Here is a 23,432-nt window from a genome sequence, read left to right on the forward strand (position 1 = left end):
GTTCTATGATCTGTGGAGAACTTCTCTGGTCGGGTGGCGGGGGTCTCGAGACGCTCGCTGCGCGACCTCCTCGACCACCCGAGGTACGGGTGGTCGGCTAAGGCGCGCAGCGCCTGTCTCGAGACCCGGTGACCCGACGGCGTATGTGGTGCCTCGCGCGCACGTCGCGCGAATGACCGGTGGGGACGGGGGTAACCCGCTGCCGTGGACGTACTCAGACCAGCCACCACGGGGGGCACCAGCACGCGCACGGCGACCACCGTCGCCTCCGTGCCGGGCTCCCACGTCTACGTGAGGCACATCAGCGCCGAGCACGACGACGGCGTGCGCCGCCTGCCCGACCCTCCGCCCGCCACGACGGCGGACGCCGCCCCCGGTCAGTGGTGGCCGCCGGCGATGCTCCACCCGGAGTGGGTGCGCGGCCACGACTTCGACGTCATGCACGTGCAGTTCGGCTTCGACGCGTGGGAGCCCGACTACCTCGAGTCGGTCGTCGACGCGGTGCACGGCGAGGGGCGCGCGCTCGTCTACACCGTCCACGACCTGCGCAACCCGCACCACCGCACCCGCGAGCTGCACGACGCGCAGCTCGAGGTGCTCGTACGCCGCGCGGACGCGCTGCTCACCCTGACCGACGGCGCCGCCGACGAGGTGCTGCGGCGGTGGGGCCGGCGTCCGGCAGTGCTCCCCCACCCGCACGTCGTCGACCTCGCCACCATGGCGCAGCGGGAGACGGCTCCGCCCCCGCCCCGGCCGGACTTCCGGGTGGGTCTCCACGTCAAGAGCCTGCGGGCCAGCATGGACCCGCTCGCACTGCTGCCCTCGCTGCTCGAGGCGGTCAGGCAGGTGCCCGGGGGCGTGCTGCAGGTCAACGGCCACACCGACGTGCTGAGCCCGGCCGGCGCGCGCCACGAGCCCGAGCTGGCACGCTGGCTGCACGACGCCGCCCGGCGGGGCGACGTCGACCTCCGCGTCCACGACTTCCTCAGCGACACCGACCTGTGGGACTACCTGTCGTCGCTGTCGGTCTCGGTCCTCCCCTACCGCTTCGGCACCCACTCGGGGTGGCTGGAGGCGTGCCGCGACCTCGGCACCGCGGTGGTCGCCCCGAGCTGCGGCTACTACGCCGAGCAGGGCCCGGTGCACGGCTTCACCCTCGACGAGGACGACTTCGACCCCGCGAGCCTGGTGCGCGCCGTGCTCGAGGCGCACGCGGCCGGCCCGGTGGCCCCGCTTGGCGTCGACGTACGCCGCCGCCAGCGGGCCGAGGTCGCCGCCGCCCACGCCGACGTCTACCGAGGACTGACGTGAGCGCGTCGCTGCGCGTCTGCCTGGTCGCCTCCGCACGCTTCCCGGTCCGCGAGCCCTTCATGGGCGGGCTCGAGGCGCAGACCCACGCGCTGGCCACCTCGCTGCGCAACCACGGCCACGAGGTCACGCTCTTCGCCGCCCCGGGGTCCGACCCCGAGCTCGGGGTGCACGAGCTGCCCGTGGCGACCTACGCCCCGAGTCCGGTGGCACGGCGCGACGTCGGCGCCCCGCCCGCGCAGTGGATGCAGGAGCACCACGCCTACCTCGACCTCATGCTCGGCCTCGCCGACGGCCGGCACGGCCCCTTCGACGTGGTGCACGACAACAGCCTCCACCATCTGCCGGTGGCGATGAGCCGCTCGCTCGACGTGCCGGTCGTGAGCACGCTGCACACGCCCCCGGTCCCGTGGCTGGAGTCGGCGGCGGTGCTCGACGACGGCCACGTGCACTTCGTCGCGGTCAGCCACTACCTCGCCGACGCGTGGCGCGACTCCGTGAGCGCCGCCGTCGTGCGCAACGGCGTCGACACCGACTTCTGGGCGGAGGGTCCGGGCGGGCGCACGCTGGTGTGGACGGGGCGCCTGGTGCCCGAGAAGGCACCACACGAGGCCGTGCTCGCCGCCCGTCGAGCCGACATGGACCTGGCGCTCGTCGGTCCGTTGCACGACGCGGCGTACTTCGAGCGCGAGGTCCGGCCGCTCCTCGACGACCGGCGGCGCTACCTCGGCCACGCGTCGGCCCGCCAGGTCCGCGAGCTCCTCCAGCACGCCGCCGCCGCGCTCGTGACGCCCGCCTGGGACGAGCCCTTCGGCCTGGTGGCGGCCGAGGCGATGTCGTGCGGCACGCCGGTGGCGGCGTACGCCCGCGGCGCCCTGCCCGAGCTGGTGGCCGAGGGCACCGGCGTCCTCGCCACCGCCGGCGACGTCGACGCGCTGGCCCAGGCCGCACGACGGGCGAGCGAGCTCGACCGGCGTCCGGCGCGGCAGCACGCGGTGGAGCACTTCTCCATCACGCGCATGGTCGCGGAGTACGAGACCGTCTACCACCGGGTGCGACGACGAGCCGCCGCGTGATCGGCTACTACGTGCACCACCACGGCCGGGGGCACGTGCACCGCGCCGTCACGCTCTGCGCCTCCCTCGGGGAGCCGGTCACCGGGCTCTCCTCCCTCCCGCGCCCGGCGTCGTGGCAAGGGGCGTGGGTGCAGCTGCCCCCCGACGACGGGGCCTCGGCGCCGTACGACGTCACCGCCGGCGGCGCGCTGCACTGGGTGCCGCTGCACGACCCCGGCGTGCGCTCACGCGCGAGCGCGATCTCCGCGTGGCTCGAGCAAGCCCGGCCGCGCCTGCTGGTCGTCGACGTCTCGGTCGAGGCCGCGGTGCTCGCACGGCTCCACGGCGTCCCCGTCGTCACGGTGGTGCAGCCGGGACGACGCGACGACCCCGCCCACGAGCTGGGCTTCCGGCTCTCCAGCGAGCTGGTCGCGGCCTGGCCGCGCGAGGCGAGCGGCATGACGCCCGGCCTGGCACCCGACCAGCTGGCGCGGATCCACCCCCTGGGCGGCGTCTCGCGGCTCCCCCCGGTCGATGCACGCCGCTCCCGGAGCGACGGGCTGCGTCGGGTCGTCCTGCTGCAGGGCAAGGGCGACCCCGGCGCGCCGCCGTCGGAGCAGCGGCGGCTGGCCGACCAGACGCCGCAGTGGCGCTGGACCTTCCTCGGCGGCGAGCACGGCACCTGGGTCGACGACCCGGCCGCGGTGCTCGCCGACGCCGACGTCGTCGTGACGCACGCAGGCCAGGGCGCCATCGCGGACGTCGCCGCGTCCCGCGCGCCCGCCGTCGTCGTCCCCGCGGAGCGGCCCTTCGAGGAGCAGGTCAGCACCGCGGCCGCGCTCGCCCGTGGCGACTGGCCGGCCGTGGTGCGCCCGCGGCTGCCCGAGCACGGCTGGCCCGAGCTGCTCGAGCAGGCGGCCGCGCTCGACGGCGACCGCTGGAGCGCATGGGTCGACGGCCAGGCGGGCCGTCGCTTCGCGCACGTCCTCGACGGCGTCGCCGTGCCGCCGGTCGAGCCAGCCGCGGGCCTCGTCGTGGAACTGCCGTGACGACGACCGCGGTCGTGACGATCGTGCACGGCCGGCACGACCACCTGCGGCGCCACCGCCGCTCGCTGCTGAGGGGCTCGCGCCTCCCGGACCACCACGTGGTCGTCGCCATGGGCGACGAGCAGGTGGCCGGCGTCCTCGACGACGGGGCCGAGGTGATCTCGCTGCCGGCGGACCCTTCGTGCCTGCCGCTGGCGGCCGCGCGCAACGCCGGTGCGCGAGCCGCCGTACGCCGCGGGGCCGACGTGCTCGTCTTCCTCGACGTCGACTGCCTGGCCGCGCCCGACCTCGTGGCGGCGTACACCGAGGTGGCGGAGCGCGACCGGGCCACGCTGTGGTCCGGACCCGTCACCTACCTCGAGCCCGGCGAGGCGGAGGACGCCCTGCGGGACCCCGACGCCCACGACCGCCCGCACCCGGCACGTCCGAGCCCCGGACCGGGCGAGGAGCTGCGCGGGGCAGACCCGGTGCTCTTCTGGTCGCTGTCCTTCGCGGTGCACCGCGAGGGCTGGCAGGCCGCCGGCGGCTTCTGCGAGCAGTACGCCGGCTACGGCGCGGAGGACACCGACTTCGCCGTCCAGGCCACCGGCCGCGGCCTGGAGCACGCCTGGGTCGGGAGCGCCCGCGCCCACCACCAGCACCACCCGACGGCCAGCCCGCCGGTGCAGCACCTGCACGCGATCCTCCGCAACGCCCGGACCTACCACGAGCGCTGGGGCCGGTGGCCCATGGAGGGCTGGCTGCGTGACTTCGCGGCGCTGGGCCTGGCCACCCTCACCGACGACGGCTGGCAGGCGACCTGAGGGAGCCGCTCCGCAGGGGTGGCCGGGCGGCGCGGCGATGAGTCGCCGCGTCGGGGAGGGTCGACCCAGGACGACCAGCACCCCCACGACCCGGAGGTCCCACCGTGAAGCTCCTGCTCACCTCGGGCGGCGTCACCAACCCCAGCATCCGCGCTGCGCTCGTGCGGCTCCTCGGCATGCCGGTCGAGCAGGCCCGCGCCCTCGTCGTCCCCACGGCCCAGTGGGGTCATCCCCTGTGCGGGCCGGCCTCCGTGCGTGGGCTGGTCGCGGCCGAGCCCGACTTCCGCCACCTCCCCGGGCTCGGGTGGGCCTCCCTCGGCGTGCTGGAGCTGACCGCGCTCCCCAGCATCGGCGCGGAGCGGTGGGTGCCGTGGGTGCGGGAGGCCGACGTGCTCCTCGTCGACGGCGGCGACGCGACCTACCTGTGCCACTGGGTGCGGGAGTCCGGGCTGGCCGACCTGATGCCCTCGCTCGCCGACACGGTCTGGGTCGGTGTCAGCGCCGGGAGCATGGTGATGACCCCACGGATCGGCTCCCACTTCGTCGAGTGGGCCGGGGCGGACGACGACCGCACCCTCGGCGTCGTCGACTTCTCGATCTTCCCCCACCTGGGCGCCTTCGCCGGCAGCTCCCCGGAGGCGGCGCAGCGGTGGGCGACCGAGGTGGGCGGACCGGCGTACGCCATCGACGAGCAGACCGCCCTGCAGGTCGTCGACGGGGAGGTCGAGGTCGTCTCGGAGGGCAGCTGGACGGCCTTCGGGCAGCCGCCGGCGGGTCGCTAGGAGGCCAGCTCGCGCCGGTCGGAGGCACCGGGCTGGAGGTCGGAGCCCGGCTTGCGGGGCATGGCGGCGTTGGCGGCGATCACCGCGAAGGAGGGCAGCAGCACGGCGGCGGCGATGAGGACCCAGCGCAGCACGCCCGGTCCCGCCAGCACGGCGCCGAGGAAGCAGACCGAGCGGGCCGTCATCGACACGACGTACTGTCGCCGTCGGCGCGCGAGGTCGACGGCGGCGCTCTGCGGTGCGGTCGTGATGCGCACGGGGACCGCCTCCGTGGTACGCCGCGCGCCGCGTCGCCCCGACCGGTGCGTCTCCCGGGCCTTCCTCGTCGTCGTCACGGTGTCGACGCTACGGCTCCGACCGCAGAACTTCAACAAGGATCTACACGCATTGTTGAAGTTCGGGTGTGACGCGCGACTCCACCCACCGGCGCCCGGCGTCCTCCTGGTGCCTCAACCTGCACACGACGTTGAGGTAACTGTTTAGAGTCGGGCTCAGCTGGTGAGCCTGGACCTCGCGCGCCTGCGACGAGCCACCACCACTGGGTAACCCGCCATCACCACCGTGCGGCGAGCGAGGAGGACCATGACCGAGGACCGGGGGCGACCGACGGATCGCGCGACCACCCAGGAGGCGGAGGACCTCGTCGTGCTGCTCGACGACGAGGGCCGGCCCTGCGGCACCGCGGCGCGCGACACGGTGCACGGCGCGGACACCCCGCTGCACCTCGCCTTCTCGCTGCACGTGCTCGACGAGGTCGGCCGCACCCTGCTCACCCGGCGGGCGCTGGACAAGCGCACCTGGCCGGGTGTGTGGACCAACAGCTGCTGCGGCCACCCGCGGCCCGGGGAGGACCTCGCCGACGCCGTACGGCGGCGTACCCACGAGGAGCTGGGGCTCGAGGTGGGGCAAGTCGAGCTCGTGCTGCCCGACTTCGCCTACCGCGCCGTCGACGCCTCGGGCGTGGTGGAGCACGAGCAATGCCCGGTCTTCGTGGCCTCCGTCGCGTCGGGCACGCCGCTCGACCCCGACCCGCGGGAGGTCTGCGAGACCGCCTGGGTGCCGTGGGCCGACGTCGTCTCGACGGCGCGGCGCGCCCCCGTGCTGCTGAGCCCCTGGGCCACCCAGCAGTGGCACCGGCTCCCGCAGGACTGGGCCGAGCTGCCGGGAGGAGCGCGATGACCTCGCCCGTCGACGACGTCGGCACACGCCGGCCCCGCCTCGCCGACACGCGCGGCGACGTCGAGTCGCTGCTCGTCGCCCGCCTCGCCCGGGTGGCGGAGCTCTGGGGCACCGACGCCGGGGGCCGCGACCCCGTGCTCGGCGACGCCGACGTGCCGCGGCTGCTGAGCGACCTCGCGCTCGGCGGTGGCAAGCGGCTGCGGCCGCTCTTCGTGCACGCCGGCTGGTCGCTCGCCGGCGGCCGGGACGCGTCGTCGTACGGCGAGGTGGTCACGCTGGGCGCGGCGCTGGAGCTGCTGCACGCGTTCGGACTGATCCAGGACGACGTCATGGACCTCTCGGAGACCCGGCGCGGGTCGCCCGCGGTGCACCGGCGGGTGGCCGAGCTGCACCACCTGGCCGCCGGCACCGGCGACGCGGAGCGGTACGGCGAGAGCGTGGCCGTGCTCGCGGGCGACCTCGCCCACGCCGAGGCGGCCGACCTCGTCGCCGAGCTGCCCGAGCCGGTGCGCCGCGCCTGGCACGGGCTGTGCCTGGAGCTGGTGCGCGGGCAGACCCGCGACCTCTCCTTCGCCGCCTGCGCCGGCGACCGGGTCGACCTCGACCGAGCGTGGGAGGTGGCGCGGGCGAAGTCCGGGGCCTACACGGTGCAGCGGCCGCTCGAGCTCGGTGGGCTGCTCGCGCACGCCCCCCGGGCGACCCAGCTGCGACTGAGCCAGGTCGGGCGGCTGCTCGGCGAGGCCTTCGCCCTGCGCGACGAGATCGCGGGCGCCTGGGGCGACCCCGCCCTGACCGGCAAGCCCGTCGGGGACGACCTGCGGCAGGGCAAGGCGACCGTCCTCGTCGCCCTGGCCGGGGAGCGGCTCGTCGGCGGCGAGGCCGCCGCCCTGCGCCGGCTGCTCGCGCAGACCCACGACGAGGCCGACGTGGCGACGGTCTCGGAGGCGATGCTGCGCCACGGGGTGCGCGCCGACGCCGAGGAGATGGTCACCACCCGGGTCGTCGGGGCGCACGACCTGCTCCGCTCCCGCGATCTCGACCCCGAGGGCGTGCGGGACCTCGGCGAGGTCGTCGAGCTGGTCACGGGGGTGCCGCGGTGAGCCGGGTCGTCGTCATCGGCGCCGGGCTCGCCGGGCTGGCCACCGCCTGCCACCTGGCGCGCTCCGGGCACGAGGTCGAGCTCGTCGAGCGGGAGTCGATCCCGGGCGGTCGCGCCGGCCGGCTGCACCGTGACGGCTTCACCTTCGACACCGGCCCCACCGTGATGACCATGCCGGGGCTGCTGGCCGACGCCACCGAGGCGGCGGGCAGCGCGCTCGAGGACGTCATCACGCTGCGCCAGCTCGACCCCGCCTACCGCGCCCGCTTCCACGACGGCTCCGAGATCCTGGTGCGGCACGGCCACGAGGCGATGCGCGCCGAGATCGCGGCGACCTGCGGCGCGAGCGACGCCGCCGCCTTCGACGACTTCGTGGTGTGGCTGCGCCGGCTCTACGAGGTCGAGATGCCGCACTTCATCGACCGCAACTTCGACTCCCCCCTCGACCTGGTCTCCTCGCCCTCGGCCGCCTGGACGCTGCTGCGCATGGGCGCCTTCGGCCGGCTCGGTCCCGGGGTGGCGCGGCGCTTCTCCGACCCGCGGCTGCAGCGGCTCTTCACCTTCCAGGCGATGTACGCCGGCCTCCCGCCGCGCACCGCGCTCTCCATCTACGCCGTCATCACCTACATGGACTGCATCGAGGGCGTCACCTTCCCCGAGGGCGGCATGGGCGAGGTGCCGAAGGCGCTCGAGCGCGCGCTCGCCCGGGCCGGGATCACCGTGCGGTACGGCGCCTCGGTCACCCGGCTGCTGCGCCGCCGCGACGGTGCGGTCGCCGGCGTCGAGGTCGACGGCGGCGAGCAGGTGGCGGCCGACGCCGTGGTGTGCACCCTCGACCTGCCGGTCGCCTACCGGACCCTGCTCGCCGACCTCGCACCCCCGCGGGTGCTCCGGCGGGGGAAGTACTCCCCCTCCGCCGTGGTCTGGCACGTCGGCGCCCGCGGCGGCGTACCGGCCGGGACGCACCACCACAACATCCACTTCGGCGAGGCCTGGGACTCCTCTTTCGACGCCCTCATCGGCGAGGGCCGGCTGATGCCCGACCCGTCGCGGCTGGTCACCGTGCCCACGGTCAGCGATCCGTCGCTGGCCCCCGAGGGGGACTCCACGCTCTACGTGCTCGAGCCCGTGCCCAACCTCGCCGGCCGTGTCGACTGGTCGCAGGAGCGGGACCGGGTGCGCGACGGCCTGCACCGCTTCCTCGAGGAGCAGGGCTACCCGACCGACATCGTGGCCGAGGAGCTGGTCGACCCCCGCGACTGGCAGGCCATGGGGATGGAGCAGGGCACGCCCTTCGCGCTGTCGCACACCTTCCTGCAGACCGGCCCCTTCCGCCCCGGCAACGTCGAGAGGCGCGTGCCCGGCCTCTTCTTCGCCGGCTCCGGCACCGTGCCCGGCGTGGGGGTGCCGATGGTGCTCGTCTCGGGCAGGCTGGCGGCACGACGCGTCCAGTCCTACCTCCCCTCCCCCCACCGAGCGAGGCAGTCATGACCCTGGCCGACCCGATCCTCGACCAGACCCGCGAGCAGGGCTACCGACGTGCCGCCGAGCTCACCCGCAAGCACGCCACGACCTACTACTGGGGCGCCGCGCTGCTCCCCCGCGAGCAGCGACGCCACGTGCACGCCGTCTACGCCCTGTGCCGGCTCGCCGACGACATCGTCGACGACGCGGCGGCGCGCGGCGCCTCCCCCGACCAGGTGCGCCACGAGCTCGACGCCTTCCGTGCCGCCTTCGAGGCCTCGCTGCTCGCCGGCTCCAGCGACGACCCGGTGCTGGCCGCCGGCAGCCACACGGTGCTCACCTGCGACATCGACCCCGACATCTTCCGGCGCTTCTTCTCCGCCATGGCCCAGGACCTCGACACCTCGCGCTACCAGACCTGGGACGACCTGCTCGGCTACATGGACGGGTCGGCGGCCGCCATCGGGGAGATGATGCTGCCGGTGCTCCGCGCGAGCAGCCCGGCCGCAGTGGAGCCGGCCCGGGCGCTCGGGCTCGCCTTCCAGCTGACCAACTTCCTGCGCGACGTCGGCGAGGACCTCGACCGCGGCCGCGTCTACCTGCCGCAGGACGACCTCGAGCGCTACGACGTCGACCTCGCCCGCCGCGAGCTCACCCCCGGCTGGCGGGAGCTGATGCGCTTCGAGATCGAGCGCAACCGCGAGCTCTACCGGCAGGCCGACGAGGGCCTGGCCTACCTCGAGGGCGCCGCGCACCGCTGCGTGCACACCGCACGGCGGCTCTACTCCGCGATCCTCGACCAGATCGAGCAGGCCGACTACGACGTCTTCAGCAGCCGCGCCCGGGTGCCGACCTGGCGCAAGGCCGGCACGGCCGCACGCACCACGGTGCGGCCGCCACGGCGTCCGGCTCCCGTCGAGGCGCGCGAGCGTCCGGCCACGGCGGCGCGCCCGCGGGTGCCCCTGCAGTGGCGACGGATGCCGCCGCGCGACCAGCTCGCGCCCAGCTGGCGCGACGCCTCGCCGCGGCGGCTGCACGAGTCGCTCGGGGCCGCGCAGCAGCGCGACCCCGGCGGCTGGTACGTCGTGGCCCCGAGCAGCGACCTCGGCCGGAGGTCGATCGTGCGGCACGTCTCCGGACTCGAGGTCACGCTGTGGCGCACCTCGACCGGCGTGGCGGCCGGGCCCGGCAGCTGCCCCCACCTCGGCGCCCTGCTCGAGGACTGCGAGGTCATCCGCGACCAGCTGCACTGCCGCTGGCACGGCATGGCCCTGGCGCCCGACGGCGCGCCGGGCTGGTCGCCGTACGACGCCCTCGACGACGGCGTGCTGCTCTGGGTGCGCATCCCGACGCTGGGCGAGCAGGAGCAGCCGGCCCCGACGATCACCGCCCGGCCCGACCCCGCGTCGTCGGTCGCCGCCGTGATCGAGGTCGACGGCACCTGCGAGCCGCGCGACGTCATCGCCAACCGGCTGGACCCGTGGCACGGCGCGTGGTTCCACCCCTACTCCTTCAGCCACCTGCAGGTGGTCGAGCCCCTCAGCGACGAGCACGTCCTGACCGTCGACGTGACCTTCCGCGTCTCCCGCAGCTGGGGCGTCCCGGTGCGTGCCGAGTTCGCCTGCCCCGACGCCCGCACCATCGTCATGACCATCGTGGAGGGCGAGGGCGCCGGCAGCGTCGTGGAGACGCACGCCACCCCGCTCGGCCCCGACGAGCACGGCCGACCGCGCACCCGGATGACCGAGGCGACCATCGCGACGTCCGACCGGACGGGCTTCCTGCTCGCCAGGCGCGCCGCCCCGCTGCTGCGGCCGCCCATGCGCGCCGTCGCGCGACGACTGTGGGTCGACGACCTCGCCTACGCCGAGCGCACCTGGCTGCTCCGGTCGCGGGGCGAGGACTACGGCGTCTGAGGGAGTGGGCGGGCCCCTGCTGCCGGCCTTTCCGCGGGGAAAGACCCCACGCCCGCGTTTCCGCGCCGAAGGCACCCGACACGCCGACGTACGACGATCCGATCGGGCGGAAACCGTCGTCGAGGTGCTTTCCCCGCGGAAAGACCCAGCCCGCGCTCAGGGCAGCAGCGCGGCGGCCCGGGCGAGCGCGGGTACGCCGCGCCACCGCGCCCTGACGGGCACGCTCCACACGCCGTGGCCGGCAACTCCCCAGCCCGCGAGCAGCCGGTCGGCGGCGAGCCAGCCGGTGGTCGCCGCGCGCTCCATCAGCGCCACGGGGAGGTCGCAGCGGACGCCGTCGCCGGCGAGCACCACGCGAGGGTCAGGCGTGGCGACGCCGGGGCGCTCCTGCCACGGGTCGGTGCCGACGAGCGGGCAGTCCTGCCGCCAGAGCCACTCCTCGTGCACCGTCCGGGCTCCTACCAGCTCCGGGTGCAGCGCCGTGGTCTCCGCCCAGAGCCGGTCCCGGAGCGCCTGCTCCTCCGACGGCCCGGTCGAGACGGCGTACGCGTGCACCTCGACGACCGAGCCGCCGTGCTGCCTGGTCCACGCCGCGGCGCCGTGCTCGAGTCGCTCCAGCACCGAGACGTTGTCGAGCGGGCCGAAGCCGCTGGTGGCCCGGAAGCCGGGGGCCGAGGGCGAGACCGTCGTGTCGAGCCAGCGCCGCCAGACCACGAAGGGCGGCGCGACCCGCTGCTCGCCAAGGCGGGAGCGCCACGGCTCCGTGCCCATGTCGTCGGAGGCCGCGACCAGCCGCTGCAGCGCCCCGCGGTCGCCGGCCAGCACGACGGCGTCGGCGGCCAGGTCGCCGTCGTCGGTGGCCACCACGACCCCCGGGCCCGAGGTGTCGACCGCCTGTGCGCTGGTGCCGGTGCGCAGGTCCACGCCCGCGCGGTCGAGGTGTCGCGCGAGCGGCTGCCACAGCGCGGTGTCGAAGTCGTCGTCGGGCACGTCGAAGAGCAGCCCCTCGGCCGAGCCGAGGAAGTAGGTGTGGAACATCGCGACGAGCTCGCCGGCCGAGAAGTCCGCGGGGTCGGCGAAGAAGCTGCGGGCGAAGACCTCGAGCGCGAGGTGGCGGGCCTGGTCGGGGAAGCGCAGCCGGTCGAGGAAGTCGGCCGCGCTCACGCCGTCGTAGCGCGCGAAGGTGGCGGGGAAGTCGACGTCGACCAGCTCGGTGGCCGCGGCGACGTCGACGTCGCGCAGGTCGCGCAGCGAGAAGGTGGGCGAGCGGCGCATGAAGTCGACGACGTTCCACGGCGGTCGCGTGGCCAGCCCGGCGAAGCTGTCCTCGGGCCCGTCCTTGAGCTGCAGCGGGTAGTCGGCCACCGCGCGCAGGCGCGACAGGGCCGGGTCGGCGCGGCGCAGCAGGGCGCGCAGGTTGTAGTACTGCCGGAAGAAGGCGTGGAAGCCGCGGCTCATGGTCACGGGGCCGTCGGGGGTGTCGACCGGCCAGGCCGCGACCCTGCCGCCCAGCTGCGGCTCCCGCTCCAGCAGCGTCACGCGGACGCCGCGCTCCGCCAGCCCGGTGGCCGCGCTCAGCCCGGCGATGCCACCGCCGACGACGACGACGTGGTGCCCGGCGGCGTCGTCGGCCCGGCCGCCCTCCGGCGGGTGCCACACGGCGCGCGGGTCACGGCCGGGGGTCCAGTCCCTCACGCCGGAGCACGGCCCACGAAGGTGTGCAGGACGCCGCGCTGCCAGCCGGTGAAGCTGCGGCTGCGCACGTCGGCGTACCCGGCGCCGACCATCCGCCCGCGCAGCCGGGAGGCGCCGTCGAAGTCGACGACGCTGCGCCACAGGTAGCGGTAGATCGGGCTGCGCGGCGCGGTGAGCAGGCCGAGGGGCACCACCACCCCCCAGGTGACCGCGGTCCACACGGCCCGGGCCCGCCGGCTGTCGCGGACGCTGTACTCGTGGAGCACCAGCGCCCCGCCCGGGCGCAGCCACGTGCGCAGCTGGGCGAGCAGCTCGTCGCGCCGGCTCACGTTGCGCACGAGGTACGCCGCGAAGACCGCGTCGACCTCGCCCGCGGCGGGCAGGCCCTCGACGTCCCAGCGCCCCTCGGCCAGCCGCTCCGCGTCGGCCTGCACGAAGCGCACGTCGCCGGCCCAGCGCTTGCGACGGGCCTGCTCCAGCATCCCGGCCGAGCCGTCGACGCCGACGAGCTCGTGGGGCAGGCCGGCGCGGCGCAGCTCGGTCTCCAGCGCCCGCGTCGAGGCGCCCGAGCCGCAGCCCAGGTCGACGACACGCACCGGGCGCACCGGGCGCGACGGCGCCGTCTCGCGCAGCTGCTCGACCAGCACGCGCGCCGAGGCCTGCAGCTGGCGCTGGTAGCCGGGGTTGAGCGCGACCATGAGGTCGTAGGTCGACGCCACCTCGTCGAAGAGCGCCGGCACCTGCTCGGTCCTGCTGGCGGTCTGGGTCATCCTCGGCCCTCTCGTGCGGTCTCGGCGCGGCGCTGCTCGCGCCGCCGTGCGCTCACCCAGCACAGCAGCGCCGTGGTGACCATGCTGAAGCCGAAGAGGAAGTCCTCGACGGGGATGTCCCACGGCACGCGGACGCCGATGGTCTGGGCGTCGTCGTAGAGCACGATCGGGGCGGAGAGCTTGGTCAGCCAGCCGTCGACCGGCACCTGGAAGGCGAGCACGATGCCCATCGCCACCCAGTACTGCGGCTCGCGCAGCAGGCCCGTGCGCAGCCACCAGCGCTCGGCGGCCAGCACCAGCACGACCGAGAGCACCGCCAGCGCGGTGTACTCCGGCATCAGCGGGCCTCTTCCGACGACGACGCCGGACGGCGCCAGGCCAGCAGCCGCCCCCAGAGGGTGCCGACGGCCTCGTAGGTGAGCAGGCCGCAGATCGGGATGACCACGAAGAAGACCAGCTCCTCCAGCGGCATCTCGAAGGGCAGCAGCACGCCGGTGGTGTAGCGCTCGCTGTAGGTCCAGTGCCCCCGCACGATGCCCACGACGTCCCAGACGCCGAAGATCGCGACCACGACCGCCACGGCACCCAGCAGCCGGCGCGGACGGCGCCAGACCCTGGCTCCGATCACCAGCTCCAGCGGGAGCGTGAGCAGGAGGCACGCGGCCATCAGCATCAGGTACTGATACTGGTCCACGCCCCCGATGCTAGGGGCTGCCTGGGCGCGCTCCCCGCACGGGCAGCGACCCTTGGCCATTCCCGCCCGCCGTGTGGTGCGAGGCCCGGTCCGGCGGGGTACCCCCAGCCCAGCCCCGCCGGTCGAGTCCGCCCCCCGCGCTCCCGGCGGGGTCCTCACGTCCGGGGTCTCGACGAGCTCGACCGACAGGTCACCGGTCGAGCCGGCGACCTACGCGCCCGTCAGCTCAGGACGTCCTTGCGGGAGAACAGGGCGAAGGCGGCGCCGAGGAGCACCACGGCGTACGCCACCGCCCACAGTCCGCCGGTGACGATGTCGCCCCACGCGACCTCCTGCTGCAGCGCCCCGGCCCAGGCGAACTGCCGGTGGGTGGGCAGGCCCTCCCGGACGACGCCGAGGGCGTCGATGCTGTCGAGGATGGTCGAGACGATCGCGACCATGACGGCGGCCCCGACCGCGCCGAGCGGGGCGTCGGTGAGCACCCCGACGAGGAAGGCCAGCGCGCTGACGAAGAGCAGCACCACGAAGAGCGAGGCGACCACCAGCAGCAGCCGCGGGGCGAGGTCGCCCCAGGTGAGCTGCTCCCCCGTCGGCGAGCGGTAGCCGGTGGCGCCGTACGCCACGAGCCCCACGAGCAGCGACCACCCGACGAGCAGCACCAGGGCGCCGAGGCTGGTGAGCAGGGCGACGGCGAGCTTGACGGCGAGCAGGCGTGACCTCGGGACCGGCGCGGTCAGCAGGTAGCGCAGCGTCGCCCAGCTCGCCTCGGACGGCACGGCGTCGCCCGCGAAGAGCGCGAAGAGCACCACCAGCAGGAAGCCGGTCGAGGCGAAGAGCGTGAAGATGGTGAAGTTCGCGGCGCCGACCTGGGCGAGGTCGACGAAGGACGGCGCCTGGCCCCGGCCGTCGTCGTCGTCGCCGAGGGCGAAGGCGCCCACGAGGAGGAGCGGCAGTGCCAGCAGCAGCGCGGCCGCCACGCGGGTACGCCGCCGCCCGAGCTGGCGGCCCAGCTCGGCCCGCAGCGGCAGCGGGGCGCTCACCGGGCCTCCGCCCCGGCGGCGCGCTGGGCGGCCGAGTCGTCGCCCACGAGTCCCATGAAGACCTCCTCGAGGTGGCGGCGGCCGTCGACCGAGGTCACGCCGATGTCCGCGCGGACGAGCGCCGCCACCACGTCGCGACGCTCACCCCCCTCGACGCGGAGCCGGCCGTCCTGCGCGGTGACCTGACGGACGCCGGCGACGTCGGAGACCACCCGGGCCGCCAGCTCGGTGTCGCCGTCGACCTCGACGAGCACGGCGACCGGGACGGCGAGCAGCTCCGGCACCGCACCCTCCAGCACGACGCGGCCGCGGTGCATCACCACGACGTGGCTGCACGTCTGCTCGACCTCGGCGAGCAGGTGGCTCGAGACGACCACGGTGCGGCCGGCGGCGGCGTACCGGGCCAGGACGCCGCGGAGCCGGCGGATCTGGGGCGGGTCCAGGCCGTTGGTCGGCTCGTCGAGCAGCAGCACCTCGGGCAGGCCGAGCATCGCCTGGGCGATGCCGAGGCGCTGCCGCATGCCCTGGCTGTAGGAGCGCACCGGCCGGTCGATCGCGACGCCCAGGTCGGCGACGTCCATCACCTCCTCGACGCGCGACTCGGCCGCGGGTCGTCCCGTCGCCGCCCACCAGGCGTCCAGGTTCTGCCGACCGCTCAGGTGGGGCAGGAAGCCGGGACCCTCGATCAGCGCACCCACCCGGGCGAGCACGGGCGACCCGGGCCCGATGCGCTCCCCCAGCACGTGCACGTCGCCGGCGTCGGCGTGGATCAGGCCGACCAGCATCCGCATCGTGGTGGTCTTGCCGGCGCCGTTGGGTCCGAGCAGCCCGACCACCTGGCCGCGCTCGGCCCGCCACGACACGGCGTCGACGGCGCGGAAGCCGTCGGCGTACTCCTTGACCAGTCCCCGGACGGTCAGGGGCACCTCGGCCAGCGCCGCGTCGTGCGCCACCGCCGCCGACCGGCGGCGCCACCGCGCGAGCCCGGCCCACGCCGCGGCGAGGAGCAGCAGCGCCGCCACGGCCACGACGAGCGGCCAGGGAGCCAGCGTCGTGCTGCCGACGCGGGTGGTCTCGACGGTCGGCAGCTCCACCTCGTCGCCGGCGAGGGCGACGGCGTACAACCGCTGGTCGTCGGGCCCGGCGAAGGCGGAGTCGGTGCTGGTGACGACGACGCGCAGTCGCTGACCGGCCTGGAGCTGGTACGCCGAGGCCGGCAGCCGCACCTCCACCTCGGCGGGGGTGCCGGGGGTCAGGCCGGTGAGGCGGAAGGGCGAGACCAGCTGGCGGGGCAGCCGGGCCGTGCCCTCGGCGGAGACGATCCACCCGGAGGCGAAGAGGGTGGCGTCGGGGACGCTCGAGGTCACCGACAGGCGCACCCGCGGCGACCCGGCGACCGTGACGGTGCGCGTGGCCGGCTCGCTGGTGAAGACCGCGGTCTGGCCCGGCAGCGCGGCCAGGCCGAAGGCGGCCCCGCTCGCCGTCACGGCCTCGCCCAGCAAGCCACCGGCCCCGGGCAGGCTCGTGAGCGCGGCCGGCTGGCCGCCCGCCGGCGACAGCACGGGCTGCGGCTCACCGCGCAACCCGAGGGTGACGGTCTCGGTCTCGCCGTACGCCGCCGCGCGGAGCCGCGTCGGGCCGTCGTCCCCCAGCGGGGCCGCCGGGAGCGCGAGCTCGAAGCCGGGCTCGGGTGCCGGCCCGTCGCGCAGCTGGTGGTCGAACCAGGCGAGCGCGGGGGTCGTCAGCTCCCCCGCCAGCTCGGGACCGCCCGCGTCGTGGCCCCCGTCGATCCAGCGCACGGCGACCTCGGTCCCGGCCGCGGCGATGCCGCGTGCGTTGGCGTCGGACTGGTCGAGCCCGAAGAGCGAGTCCTGCGCCCCCTGCACCAGCAGGGTCGGGGCCTGGATGCGCGAGAGCACGGGGTCCGGCGACGACCGGCGCAGCCGCTCCAGCCCGCCCGGTCTGGGGCGTCCGTCCTCGGCGGCGTCGGCGAAGAGCCGGCACAGGTCGGGGGCGAGCCTGCCGCAGACCTCCCCACCCGAGAGCACCGAGCCTGCCGCCTCCCGCACCTCGTCCCCGCCCTGGGCCACCGTGGTCGAGACGAAGCGCGAGGCCCAGCCCTGCTTGAAGACCCCCGCGGCCGGCGTCTCCCCGCCGCCGAGGCTCTCGGCGTCCTGCGGGAAGAAGGCCCCGCCGAGGTCGTTCCACGTGATGGCGGGCACGATCGCGTCGACGCGGTCGTCGGCCGCGGCGAGCAGCAGCGCCAGCGCGCCGCCGTACGACGCCCCGGCGACGCCCACGCGGGGGTCGCCCTCGGCGTCCAGCCGGACGTCGTCGCGCGCGGCCAGCAGGTCGAGCAGCACGCTCGCGTCGGCGACCTCGTAGTCGGGGTCGTCGAGGTGGATCAGCCCGCCGGACTCGCCGAAGCCCCGTGCGGTCCAGGTCAGCACGACGTACCCCTCGGCCGCCGTGTCGCGGGCCTGCTCCACCAGGTCGGTCTTGTCGCCGCCGAAGCCGTGGGCGAGCAGCACGGCGGCGCGACGACCGTCGGCGTCCGCGCCGGGGGCGTCGGCCGACGGGGTGAAGACCGAGGCGTCCAGGCTCACGCGACTGCCGTCGGCCTCCTCGCCCACCCGGACCGTCCTCGCCTGCTCGCTCACCCCGGCGTCGTCGCGCGCGGTCCCGACCAGTGCCCAGGCCACCCCCGCGGTCACCAGGACCAGGGCCACGGCGACCGCGAGGAGCACGCGGGTACGACGGGTCGCCGCGAGGCGGCGCACCACGGGGCGGGGCATGGGTTGAAGTGTCCAGCACCCCCGAAACGGTCAGCCTCCTCCGCCCTACCCACGGGCGGTCGCGCCAGGCGCGCAGACGTGCCCCCGGGTGGTCGAGGAAGGCGCGCGGCGCGGTCCGGGCGGTCGAGGAAGGCGCGCAGCGCGGTCCCGGGTGGTCGAGGAAGGCGCGCAGCCCGACCCCGGGTGGTCGAGGAAGGCGCGCAGCCCGACCCCGGGTGGTCGAGGAAGGCGCGCAGCGCCTGTCTCGAGACCCGGTGACCAGGCCGCCGGGTGGTCGAGGAAGGCGCGCAGCGCCTGTCTCGAGACCCGGTGAGCAGGCGGCATACGAGGTCTCGAGACGGTTGCTGCGCAACCTCCTCGACCACCCGGGGACCCGGTGAGCAGGCGGCGTACGAGGTCTCGAGACGGTCGCTGCGCGACCTCCTCGACCACCCGGGAAACGGCGAGGCGCCCCTCATCAGCACTGGTGCTGGTGAGGGGCGCTTCTCTCGTTGTGGAGCTGAGGGGGATATGAGGGTACGCGGGACCGCCGAGCAGACTCGACACCAAAGGGCATCTGGCCGCGAGCCGGTTACACGCTCCGCCGCAGAGCGTCCGCGCCCGTCCTCGGGACTGCTGGCCCGAAGGGGGTCTGCAGCACGCCGCGGACCAAGACGCCGATCAGGCTGGGCCGAACGTTCACGATCCGGTCGCTGCCGCTGACGCCGACGCTGCCGGGGATCACGCCGCCGGTCTACCACTGCACTTCGCAGCCGAGGATCGTGGCGGCCTGCTCCATCACGCGCCGCGCGCCGGGGCGGCGCCGGTCGTTGGCGTGCGGGACGTAGGACTCGCCCTGCGTCTCCGGCTCCAGACAGCGACGCTCCTCGGCGCCACGGACGCGGACGAACTCGGGGCGGTGGCCGTCGCGGATGTCACCGGGGGTCCGACGGAAGGTGTCGCCGGGTGGAACTCGCCGGCGGCGTTGACCTTCACCGAGCGGTGCACCGTAGTGACGGTCACAGTCTTGCCGGTGAGGCTGTGGATCCGGTTCGGGAAGCCGGGGATCTTCCTTGAGCTCTGGTCGGTCAGCTTGGCCACGGGCTTCGGGTCGGCGTTGTTGATCTTCTTGAGGTTCGCGAGGATCTTGCGCTTCGTGGCGGGCGTTTGCCCATCTGCTTCGTGAGGATCTTGCGCTCCTGCTTGGTCATCCCCTTGACCGCTCGGTCGAGCCGGTGAGGTCGCCCTCGGTCTTCGGAATGCCGTTGGCACGGATGACGCTGAGGATCCGGCGCGGCAGGTTCTGGTAGTGGCGGTTGAGAGGGAAGCCCCGGAAAGAGACGGCCTCGAGGCCAGCAGCGTGGCAGATGGTCCGCACGGGTCCTGGCTTGACTTGATACCCCCTGGGGGTACCTTGGTGGCTATGAACCGCGCTGGCCATGAGCACCCGCACACCGCCAAGGGCCACGCCGAAAGCCATCACGAAGCCCATCACACGGGCCACCCCGCGGGGCAGGACGAGGGCGAGGTCACCGACCCGGTGTGTGGCATGCAGGTCGACCCGGCGACCAGCGAGCACACCGCTACCCACGATGGCCGGGTCCGGCACTTCTGCTCCGCGCACTGCCGCAGCAGGTACCTGACCGACCCCGCGTCCTACGAAGGCCCTGACCCGCACGGGTCGCATGGGGGCTCGTACCCCGGTGACGGTGCGGGGATGGCGGAGGTCGAGTTCACCTGCCCCATGCACCCGGAGATCCGTCAGATCGGTCCCGGGCCGTGCCCGATCTGCGGCATGGCGCTGGAGCCGGTCACCGTGACCGCGGACACCGGACCGTCCGAGGAACTGCGCGACATGACGCGGCGGTTCTGGATCGGTGCGGTGCTGACGTTGCCGGTCTTCGTGCTGGAGATGGGCTCCCACCTCTTCGACACCATCCACGACGCCGTCCCGGCCTCGGTCTCCGCGTTGACGCAGTTCGCGCTGGCGACCCCGGTGGTGCTGTGGGCAGGCTGGCCGTTCTTCGTGCGTGGCTGGGCCTCGCTCAAGACCCGCAACCTGAACATGTTCACCCTGATCGCGATGGGCGTGGGCACCGCGTGGACCTACTCGACCATCGCGACGTTCGCACCCGGCATCTTCCCGCCCCAGTTCCGCGACACCAACATGTCCGGCACCGACGGCATGAGCGGCATGGACAGGGGTGGGGGGATCGGGTCGGTCGACGTGTACTTCGAGGCCGCTGCCGTCATCACCGTGCTCGTGCTGCTCGGCCAGGTCCTCGAGCTGCGGGCCCGTGAGCAGACCTCCGGGGCCATCAAGGCGCTGCTGAACCTCGCCCCGAAGACCGCCCGCCGCGTCCGTGACGACGCCACCGACGAGGAGGTCAGCCTCGACGAGGTGGAGGTAGGCGACCGCCTGCGGGTGCGCCCCGGCGAGAAGGTCCCCGTCGACGGCACCGTCGAAGAGGGCCGGTCAAGCCTCGATGAGTCGCTCGTGACCGGCGAGTCCATGCCGGTCTCCAAGAAGACCGGCGACCGGGTCATCGGCGGGACTCTGAACCAGACCGGAGGCCTGGTCATGGCCGCCGACAGCGTGGGGCGCGACACGGTGCTCTCCAGGATCGTCACCATGGTCGCCGAGGCTCAACGCTCTCGCGCGCCCATCCAGCGCACTGCGGACCGGGTCTCGGCCGTGTTCGTGCCTGTCGTCATCGCCGTCGCGTTGGTGGCGTTCGTGACCTGGGCGCTTGTCGGACCCGACCCCGCGCTGGCCCACGCGCTCGTGGTCGCCGTTTCGGTCCTGATCATCGCCTGCCCTTGTGCTCTGGGGCTCGCGACCCCGGTCTCGATCATGGTCGGCGTGGGCCGCGGTGCCAGCAACGGCGTGCTCATCAAGAACGCCGAGGCGTTGGAGCGCATGGAGAAGGTCGACACCGTGGTGCTCGACAAGACCGGCACCCTCACCCAGGGCCGTCCCTCCGTCACCCACGTCGCTACCCACAGCCGCAGCGCCTCCGGGGGCGCCTCGGGCAGCGTCGGGTGGAGTGAGAAGGACCTGCTGCGGCTCGCTGCTGCGGTCGAGCGGGCCTCCGAGCACCCGCTCGCGCAGGCGGTGGTGGGTGCCGCCGCCGAGCGTGGCATCACGGTGCCGGAGGTCGAGGACTTCGACGCCCCCGTCGGCAAGGGCGTCACCGGCATCGTCGAGGGACACGTGGTGGCCGTCGGCTCCGCCGGGTTCCTGACCAGCCGCGACCTCGACCCCACCGTGTGGGCTCAGACAGCAAACGACCTGCGCAGCGAGGGCGCCACCGTCGTCTTCGTCGGCGTCGACGACGTGGTGGCGGGCGTCATCGCTATCGCCGACCCGGTCAAGGACACCACCCCCGAGGCGTTGGCCGCGCTGCGCGCCGACGGCATCGAGGTCGTCATGCTCACCGGCGACAACCAGGTCACTGCCCGAGCCGTCGCGAACCGTCTCGGGATCGACCGGGTCGAGGCCGAGGTCATGCCCGATCGCAAGGCTGATGTCGTCAACCGGCTCAAGGACGAGGGCAAGGTCGTCGCCATGGCTGGTGACGGCGTCAACGACGCCCCCGCCCTCGCTGCCGCCGACGTCGGGCTCGCGATGTCCAGCGGCACCGACGTGGCCATGGAGTCCGCCGGAGTCACGCTGCTCCACGGCGACCTCAACGGCATCGTCAAGGCCCGCCGTCTCTCGCAGAAGACCATGCGCAACATCCGCCAGAACCTGGTGTTCGCGTTCGTGTACAACGCCGCAGGGATCCCTGTGGCCGCCGGAGTGCTCTACCCCCTCACCGGAACGCTGCTGTCCCCGATGATCGCGGCCGCCGCCATGGCACTGTCCTCCTTCAGCGTCATCACCAACGCCCTGCGCCTGCGCACCCAGAAGCTCGCCTGACCCACCCCGACAGCCATCCGGCCTCGATCCACGGGTCTTGATGCACCCGCACACTGGAACCTGTGAGGACCATGCACCCCACCACCGTGACCCCGAGGCGAGCACTCGATGCTCGCCTCCTGGTCACGGTCGTCGGCGTGCTGATGGGCCTGCTGGGCATGCACGCACTCACCGCCCCGAGCATCAGCCACGACACCGCCCCGGCTGCGGGACTCGCGGCTCCCGCTGCCACGCACGACGGGACAGCCAACGGCAGCCACGCCACCATCGGCGGCCATGCCACCAGCACTGGGGAGACGAACGCGGGCGCCGCGGCGAGGAGCGCCCCGGCCGAGGACACAGGCGGTCACGGGAGCCACTCGCCAGGCTCGATGCTGATGATGTGCCTAGCCGTTCTCGCGGTCGCCCTGTCCCTGCTCTGGCCCCTCCTGCGCGCCCTGGACACCGGCTCCCTACGCCTACCCCGACCCACCGGCGCCCGTCTGCCGACACGCCACCTCAGACTCGGCACTGGACCCCCGCCGGCCTGGCAGTTCTCCGTCATCAGGTGCTGAGCAGCGCACCGGGACGCGGCACCACTCGGTGCTCGCGGGACCGGCGCACGCCCGCAAACCCGACTCACGCAGCTGAGACAGAAGGACACCCACCATGCGTACGACCCTGCACAACCACCTGCTCGCCCGTCAGCCCGGCCGCCGACTTTCCCGGGCGGTGATGGGCACCGCCCTGGCGCTGACCCTCGGCCTCTCCAGCGCAGCCTGCGGCAGCGACAGCGACGACTCGCCGAGCAGCTCGGCCACCGCCGAGTCACAGACAGAGACCCAGGGCGAGCACAACAAGGCCGACGTCACCTTCGCCCAGAACATGCTGCTGCACCACACCCAAGCCATCGAGATGGTCGACATGACGAAGGGCCGCGACCTCGATCCAGAGGTTCAGGACCTCGCAGGACAGATCGAAGCCGCGCAGGGACCAGAGATCGACACCTTCACCCAGTGGCTCGACACCTGGGGCGAGGACGCACCTGAAGCCTCCGATAATGACGCCGGGCACTCCATGGGCGGCGACATGGAGGGAGGCATGGCCGGGATGATGACCGCCGAGGACATGTCAGCCCTGGAGTCCGCCTCCGACGCAGAGTTCCAGGACATGTGGCTCTCGATGATGATCGAGCATCACGAGGGGGCCGTAGAGATGGCACGGACCCAGATCGAGGCAGGCGAGTACCAGCCCGCCATTGATCTCGCCGACACCATCGCGACGTCCCAGACCACCGAGATCGACACCATGAAGAACCTGCTGTCCTGACACGACCGACCGACCGAGCCAGCCCGGTCTGCGGTGGGTCCTTCTGAGTGCGATCGGGAGGACTCACCGCACACCCGAGCCCTGCTCAACGATCTGCTGGGAAAGACAGCGCCACCACGCATGAGCAGATAGCGGGGGTCTGCTGCACGGACTGGTGTTGCCGGCTCAGGAGGCGCTGAACTTCTCACAACCTGTGAGCAGTTACCCGTGGTGCCCATGCAACCTCAGCGCGCCCGAGGGCGCGGTGCAGCTGCGGTGGCTCCCACTCCCTCTCACAGTGACCGTCTCACTGCTGATTGCATCGGTTGCGGGGGCACGCAGGGGGCACACGCGTCACATGGCGAAACCGGGCCTCGTCTGCGTTTCCGCAGGTCAGACCCGGCTTGATGGTGGAGCTGAGGGGATTCGAACCCCTGACCTTCTCATTGCGAACGGCCCCGGAACGACCTCCCGTGACTCCCAACGCCTGACCTGCCAGTCCTGCAACGCCAGAAACCGCACACGTTGCAGATTGGGGGTACGCCGGTGGCACGGCCCCGAGACACCCTCGCGGCGGCCACGCATGCCGACCACA

At 74.0% G+C, this 23,432-nt stretch carries 20 protein-coding genes; 12 read left to right on the forward strand and 8 right to left on the reverse strand.

All coding sequences use genetic code 11. The features are described from left to right. Positions 1 to 270: 270 nt before the first annotated feature. From IG63_RS0117525 to IG63_RS0117545, 5 genes are all read left to right on the forward strand, one after another. On the forward strand, positions 271 to 1,311 hold the full coding sequence (locus tag IG63_RS0117525; RefSeq protein WP_036196157.1) for a glycosyltransferase family protein: 1,041 nt from the start codon (positions 271 to 273) through the stop codon (positions 1,309 to 1,311). Further along, on the forward strand, positions 1,308 to 2,384 hold the full coding sequence (locus tag IG63_RS0117530; RefSeq protein WP_030485645.1) for a glycosyltransferase: 1,077 nt from the start codon (positions 1,308 to 1,310) through the stop codon (positions 2,382 to 2,384). Before IG63_RS0117525 ends, IG63_RS0117530 begins: the two co-directional genes overlap by 4 nt. Then, positions 2,381 to 3,412, forward strand: a complete 1,032-nt coding sequence (locus IG63_RS0117535) for a glycosyltransferase (protein WP_030485646.1) — start codon at positions 2,381 to 2,383, stop codon at positions 3,410 to 3,412. The genes IG63_RS0117530 and IG63_RS0117535 overlap by 4 nt, the downstream gene beginning before the upstream one ends. Next, positions 3,409 to 4,215, forward strand: a complete 807-nt coding sequence (locus IG63_RS0117540) for a glycosyltransferase family 2 protein (RefSeq protein WP_030485647.1) — start codon at positions 3,409 to 3,411, stop codon at positions 4,213 to 4,215. Before IG63_RS0117535 ends, IG63_RS0117540 begins: the two co-directional genes overlap by 4 nt. A gap of 104 nt (positions 4,216 to 4,319) precedes the next feature. Then, a complete protein-coding gene (locus IG63_RS0117545) occupies positions 4,320 to 4,997 on the forward strand; it encodes a Type 1 glutamine amidotransferase-like domain-containing protein (protein WP_030485648.1) in 678 nt (225 codons plus the stop codon). Here the strand turns inward: IG63_RS0117545 and IG63_RS0117550 are convergent. Next, the gene (locus IG63_RS0117550; RefSeq protein WP_030485649.1) at positions 4,994 to 5,254 is read right to left on the reverse strand and encodes a DUF3099 domain-containing protein; all 261 of its coding nucleotides are present in this window, start codon (positions 5,252 to 5,254) and stop codon (positions 4,994 to 4,996) included. The two genes, IG63_RS0117545 and IG63_RS0117550, sit on opposite strands and share 4 nt — an antisense overlap. Positions 5,255 to 5,579: 325 nt before the next feature. Here IG63_RS0117550 and idi point away from each other — a divergent pair, with 325 nt between their 5' ends. Genes idi through IG63_RS23360 form a run of 4 tightly spaced genes read left to right on the forward strand, consistent with a single transcriptional unit; the run spans position 5,580 to position 10,655 of the window. Then, positions 5,580 to 6,176: an isopentenyl-diphosphate Delta-isomerase gene (gene idi / locus IG63_RS0117555; protein ID WP_051707097.1), complete on the forward strand. Its 597-nt coding sequence runs from the start codon at positions 5,580 to 5,582 to the stop codon at positions 6,174 to 6,176. Next, the gene (locus tag IG63_RS20995; protein ID WP_051707099.1) at positions 6,173 to 7,276 is read left to right on the forward strand and encodes a polyprenyl synthetase family protein; all 1,104 of its coding nucleotides are present in this window, start codon (positions 6,173 to 6,175) and stop codon (positions 7,274 to 7,276) included. The genes idi and IG63_RS20995 overlap by 4 nt, the downstream gene beginning before the upstream one ends. After that, positions 7,273 to 8,766 carry a phytoene desaturase family protein gene (locus tag IG63_RS0117565; protein WP_036196129.1) on the forward strand — a complete coding sequence of 498 codons (1,494 nt, stop codon included), beginning with the start codon at positions 7,273 to 7,275 and terminating at the stop codon, positions 8,764 to 8,766. The genes IG63_RS20995 and IG63_RS0117565 overlap by 4 nt, the downstream gene beginning before the upstream one ends. Then, positions 8,763 to 10,655, forward strand: coding sequence for a DUF5914 domain-containing protein (locus IG63_RS23360; RefSeq protein ID WP_211249376.1), 1,893 nt, complete (start codon positions 8,763 to 8,765; stop codon positions 10,653 to 10,655). Before IG63_RS0117565 ends, IG63_RS23360 begins: the two co-directional genes overlap by 4 nt. Positions 10,656 to 10,811: 156 nt before the next feature. Here IG63_RS23360 and IG63_RS0117580 read toward each other — a convergent pair whose 3' ends face one another. The 6 genes from IG63_RS0117580 to IG63_RS0117605 form a co-directional block, all read right to left on the reverse strand. Continuing rightward, on the reverse strand, positions 10,812 to 12,350 hold the full coding sequence (locus tag IG63_RS0117580; protein ID WP_036196132.1) for an FAD-dependent oxidoreductase: 1,539 nt from the start codon (positions 12,348 to 12,350) through the stop codon (positions 10,812 to 10,814). Then, entirely contained in the window at positions 12,347 to 13,120 is a 774-nt protein-coding gene (locus tag IG63_RS23685) for a class I SAM-dependent methyltransferase (protein ID WP_030485654.1), read from the reverse strand. The genes IG63_RS0117580 and IG63_RS23685 overlap by 4 nt, the downstream gene beginning before the upstream one ends. Beyond that, on the reverse strand, positions 13,117 to 13,458 hold the full coding sequence (locus tag IG63_RS0117590; RefSeq protein WP_030485655.1) for a lycopene cyclase domain-containing protein: 342 nt from the start codon (positions 13,456 to 13,458) through the stop codon (positions 13,117 to 13,119). Before IG63_RS0117590 ends, IG63_RS23685 begins: the two co-directional genes overlap by 4 nt. Continuing rightward, positions 13,458 to 13,814: a lycopene cyclase domain-containing protein gene (locus IG63_RS0117595; RefSeq protein WP_030485656.1), complete on the reverse strand. Its 357-nt coding sequence runs from the start codon at positions 13,812 to 13,814 to the stop codon at positions 13,458 to 13,460. The genes IG63_RS0117590 and IG63_RS0117595 overlap by 1 nt, the downstream gene beginning before the upstream one ends. A 221-nt stretch (positions 13,815 to 14,035) precedes the next feature. After that, entirely contained in the window at positions 14,036 to 14,854 is an 819-nt protein-coding gene (locus IG63_RS0117600) for an ABC transporter permease (RefSeq protein ID WP_030485657.1), read from the reverse strand. Next, the gene (locus IG63_RS0117605; protein WP_030485658.1) at positions 14,851 to 17,649 is read right to left on the reverse strand and encodes an alpha/beta fold hydrolase; all 2,799 of its coding nucleotides are present in this window, start codon (positions 17,647 to 17,649) and stop codon (positions 14,851 to 14,853) included. The genes IG63_RS0117600 and IG63_RS0117605 overlap by 4 nt, the downstream gene beginning before the upstream one ends. A gap of 814 nt (positions 17,650 to 18,463) precedes the next feature. On the opposite strand from IG63_RS0117605, the gene IG63_RS0117615 reads away from it, so the two are divergent. Next, a complete protein-coding gene (locus tag IG63_RS0117615) occupies positions 18,464 to 18,814 on the forward strand; it encodes a hypothetical protein (protein ID WP_030485659.1) in 351 nt (116 codons plus the stop codon). A gap of 21 nt (positions 18,815 to 18,835) precedes the next feature. On the opposite strand, the gene IG63_RS23690 is transcribed toward IG63_RS0117615, so the two are convergent. Then, a complete protein-coding gene (locus tag IG63_RS23690) occupies positions 18,836 to 19,237 on the reverse strand; it encodes a hypothetical protein (RefSeq protein WP_245604491.1) in 402 nt (133 codons plus the stop codon). Here IG63_RS23690 and IG63_RS0117625 point away from each other — a divergent pair. Together IG63_RS0117625 and IG63_RS0117635 are read left to right on the forward strand one after the other, a co-directional pair. Then, complete coding sequence (locus IG63_RS0117625; RefSeq protein WP_030485661.1) at positions 19,178 to 21,550, forward strand: heavy metal translocating P-type ATPase; 2,373 nt, start codon at positions 19,178 to 19,180, stop codon at positions 21,548 to 21,550. The two genes, IG63_RS23690 and IG63_RS0117625, sit on opposite strands and share 60 nt — an antisense overlap. A gap of 648 nt (positions 21,551 to 22,198) precedes the next feature. Further along, a complete protein-coding gene (locus IG63_RS0117635; RefSeq protein ID WP_084597295.1) occupies positions 22,199 to 22,858 on the forward strand; it encodes a DUF305 domain-containing protein in 660 nt (219 codons plus the stop codon). Positions 22,859 to 23,432: the final 574 nt, after the last annotated feature.

The sequence above is a fragment of the Nocardioides aequoreus genome (assembly GCF_000720335.1).
Taxonomy (GTDB): Bacteria; Actinomycetota; Actinomycetes; order Propionibacteriales; family Nocardioidaceae; genus Marmoricola; species Marmoricola aequoreus.

Coding starts and splice junctions, on each gene's coding strand:
- idi (WP_051707097.1), top strand. CDS start 5,580: ATGACCGAGGACCGGGGGCGACCGACGGATCGCGCGACCACCCAGGAG.
- IG63_RS20995 (WP_051707099.1), top strand. CDS start 6,173: ATGACCTCGCCCGTCGACGACGTCGGCACACGCCGGCCCCGCCTCGCC.
- IG63_RS23360 (WP_211249376.1), top strand. CDS start 8,763: ATGACCCTGGCCGACCCGATCCTCGACCAGACCCGCGAGCAGGGCTAC.
- IG63_RS23685 (WP_030485654.1), bottom strand. CDS start 13,120: ATGACCCAGACCGCCAGCAGGACCGAGCAGGTGCCGGCGCTCTTCGAC.
- IG63_RS0117590 (WP_030485655.1), bottom strand. CDS start 13,458: ATGCCGGAGTACACCGCGCTGGCGGTGCTCTCGGTCGTGCTGGTGCTG.
- IG63_RS0117605 (WP_030485658.1), bottom strand. CDS start 17,649: ATGCCCCGCCCCGTGGTGCGCCGCCTCGCGGCGACCCGTCGTACCCGC.
- IG63_RS0117625 (WP_030485661.1), top strand. CDS start 19,178: ATGCAGGTCGACCCGGCGACCAGCGAGCACACCGCTACCCACGATGGC.
- IG63_RS0117635 (WP_084597295.1), top strand. CDS start 22,199: ATGCGTACGACCCTGCACAACCACCTGCTCGCCCGTCAGCCCGGCCGC.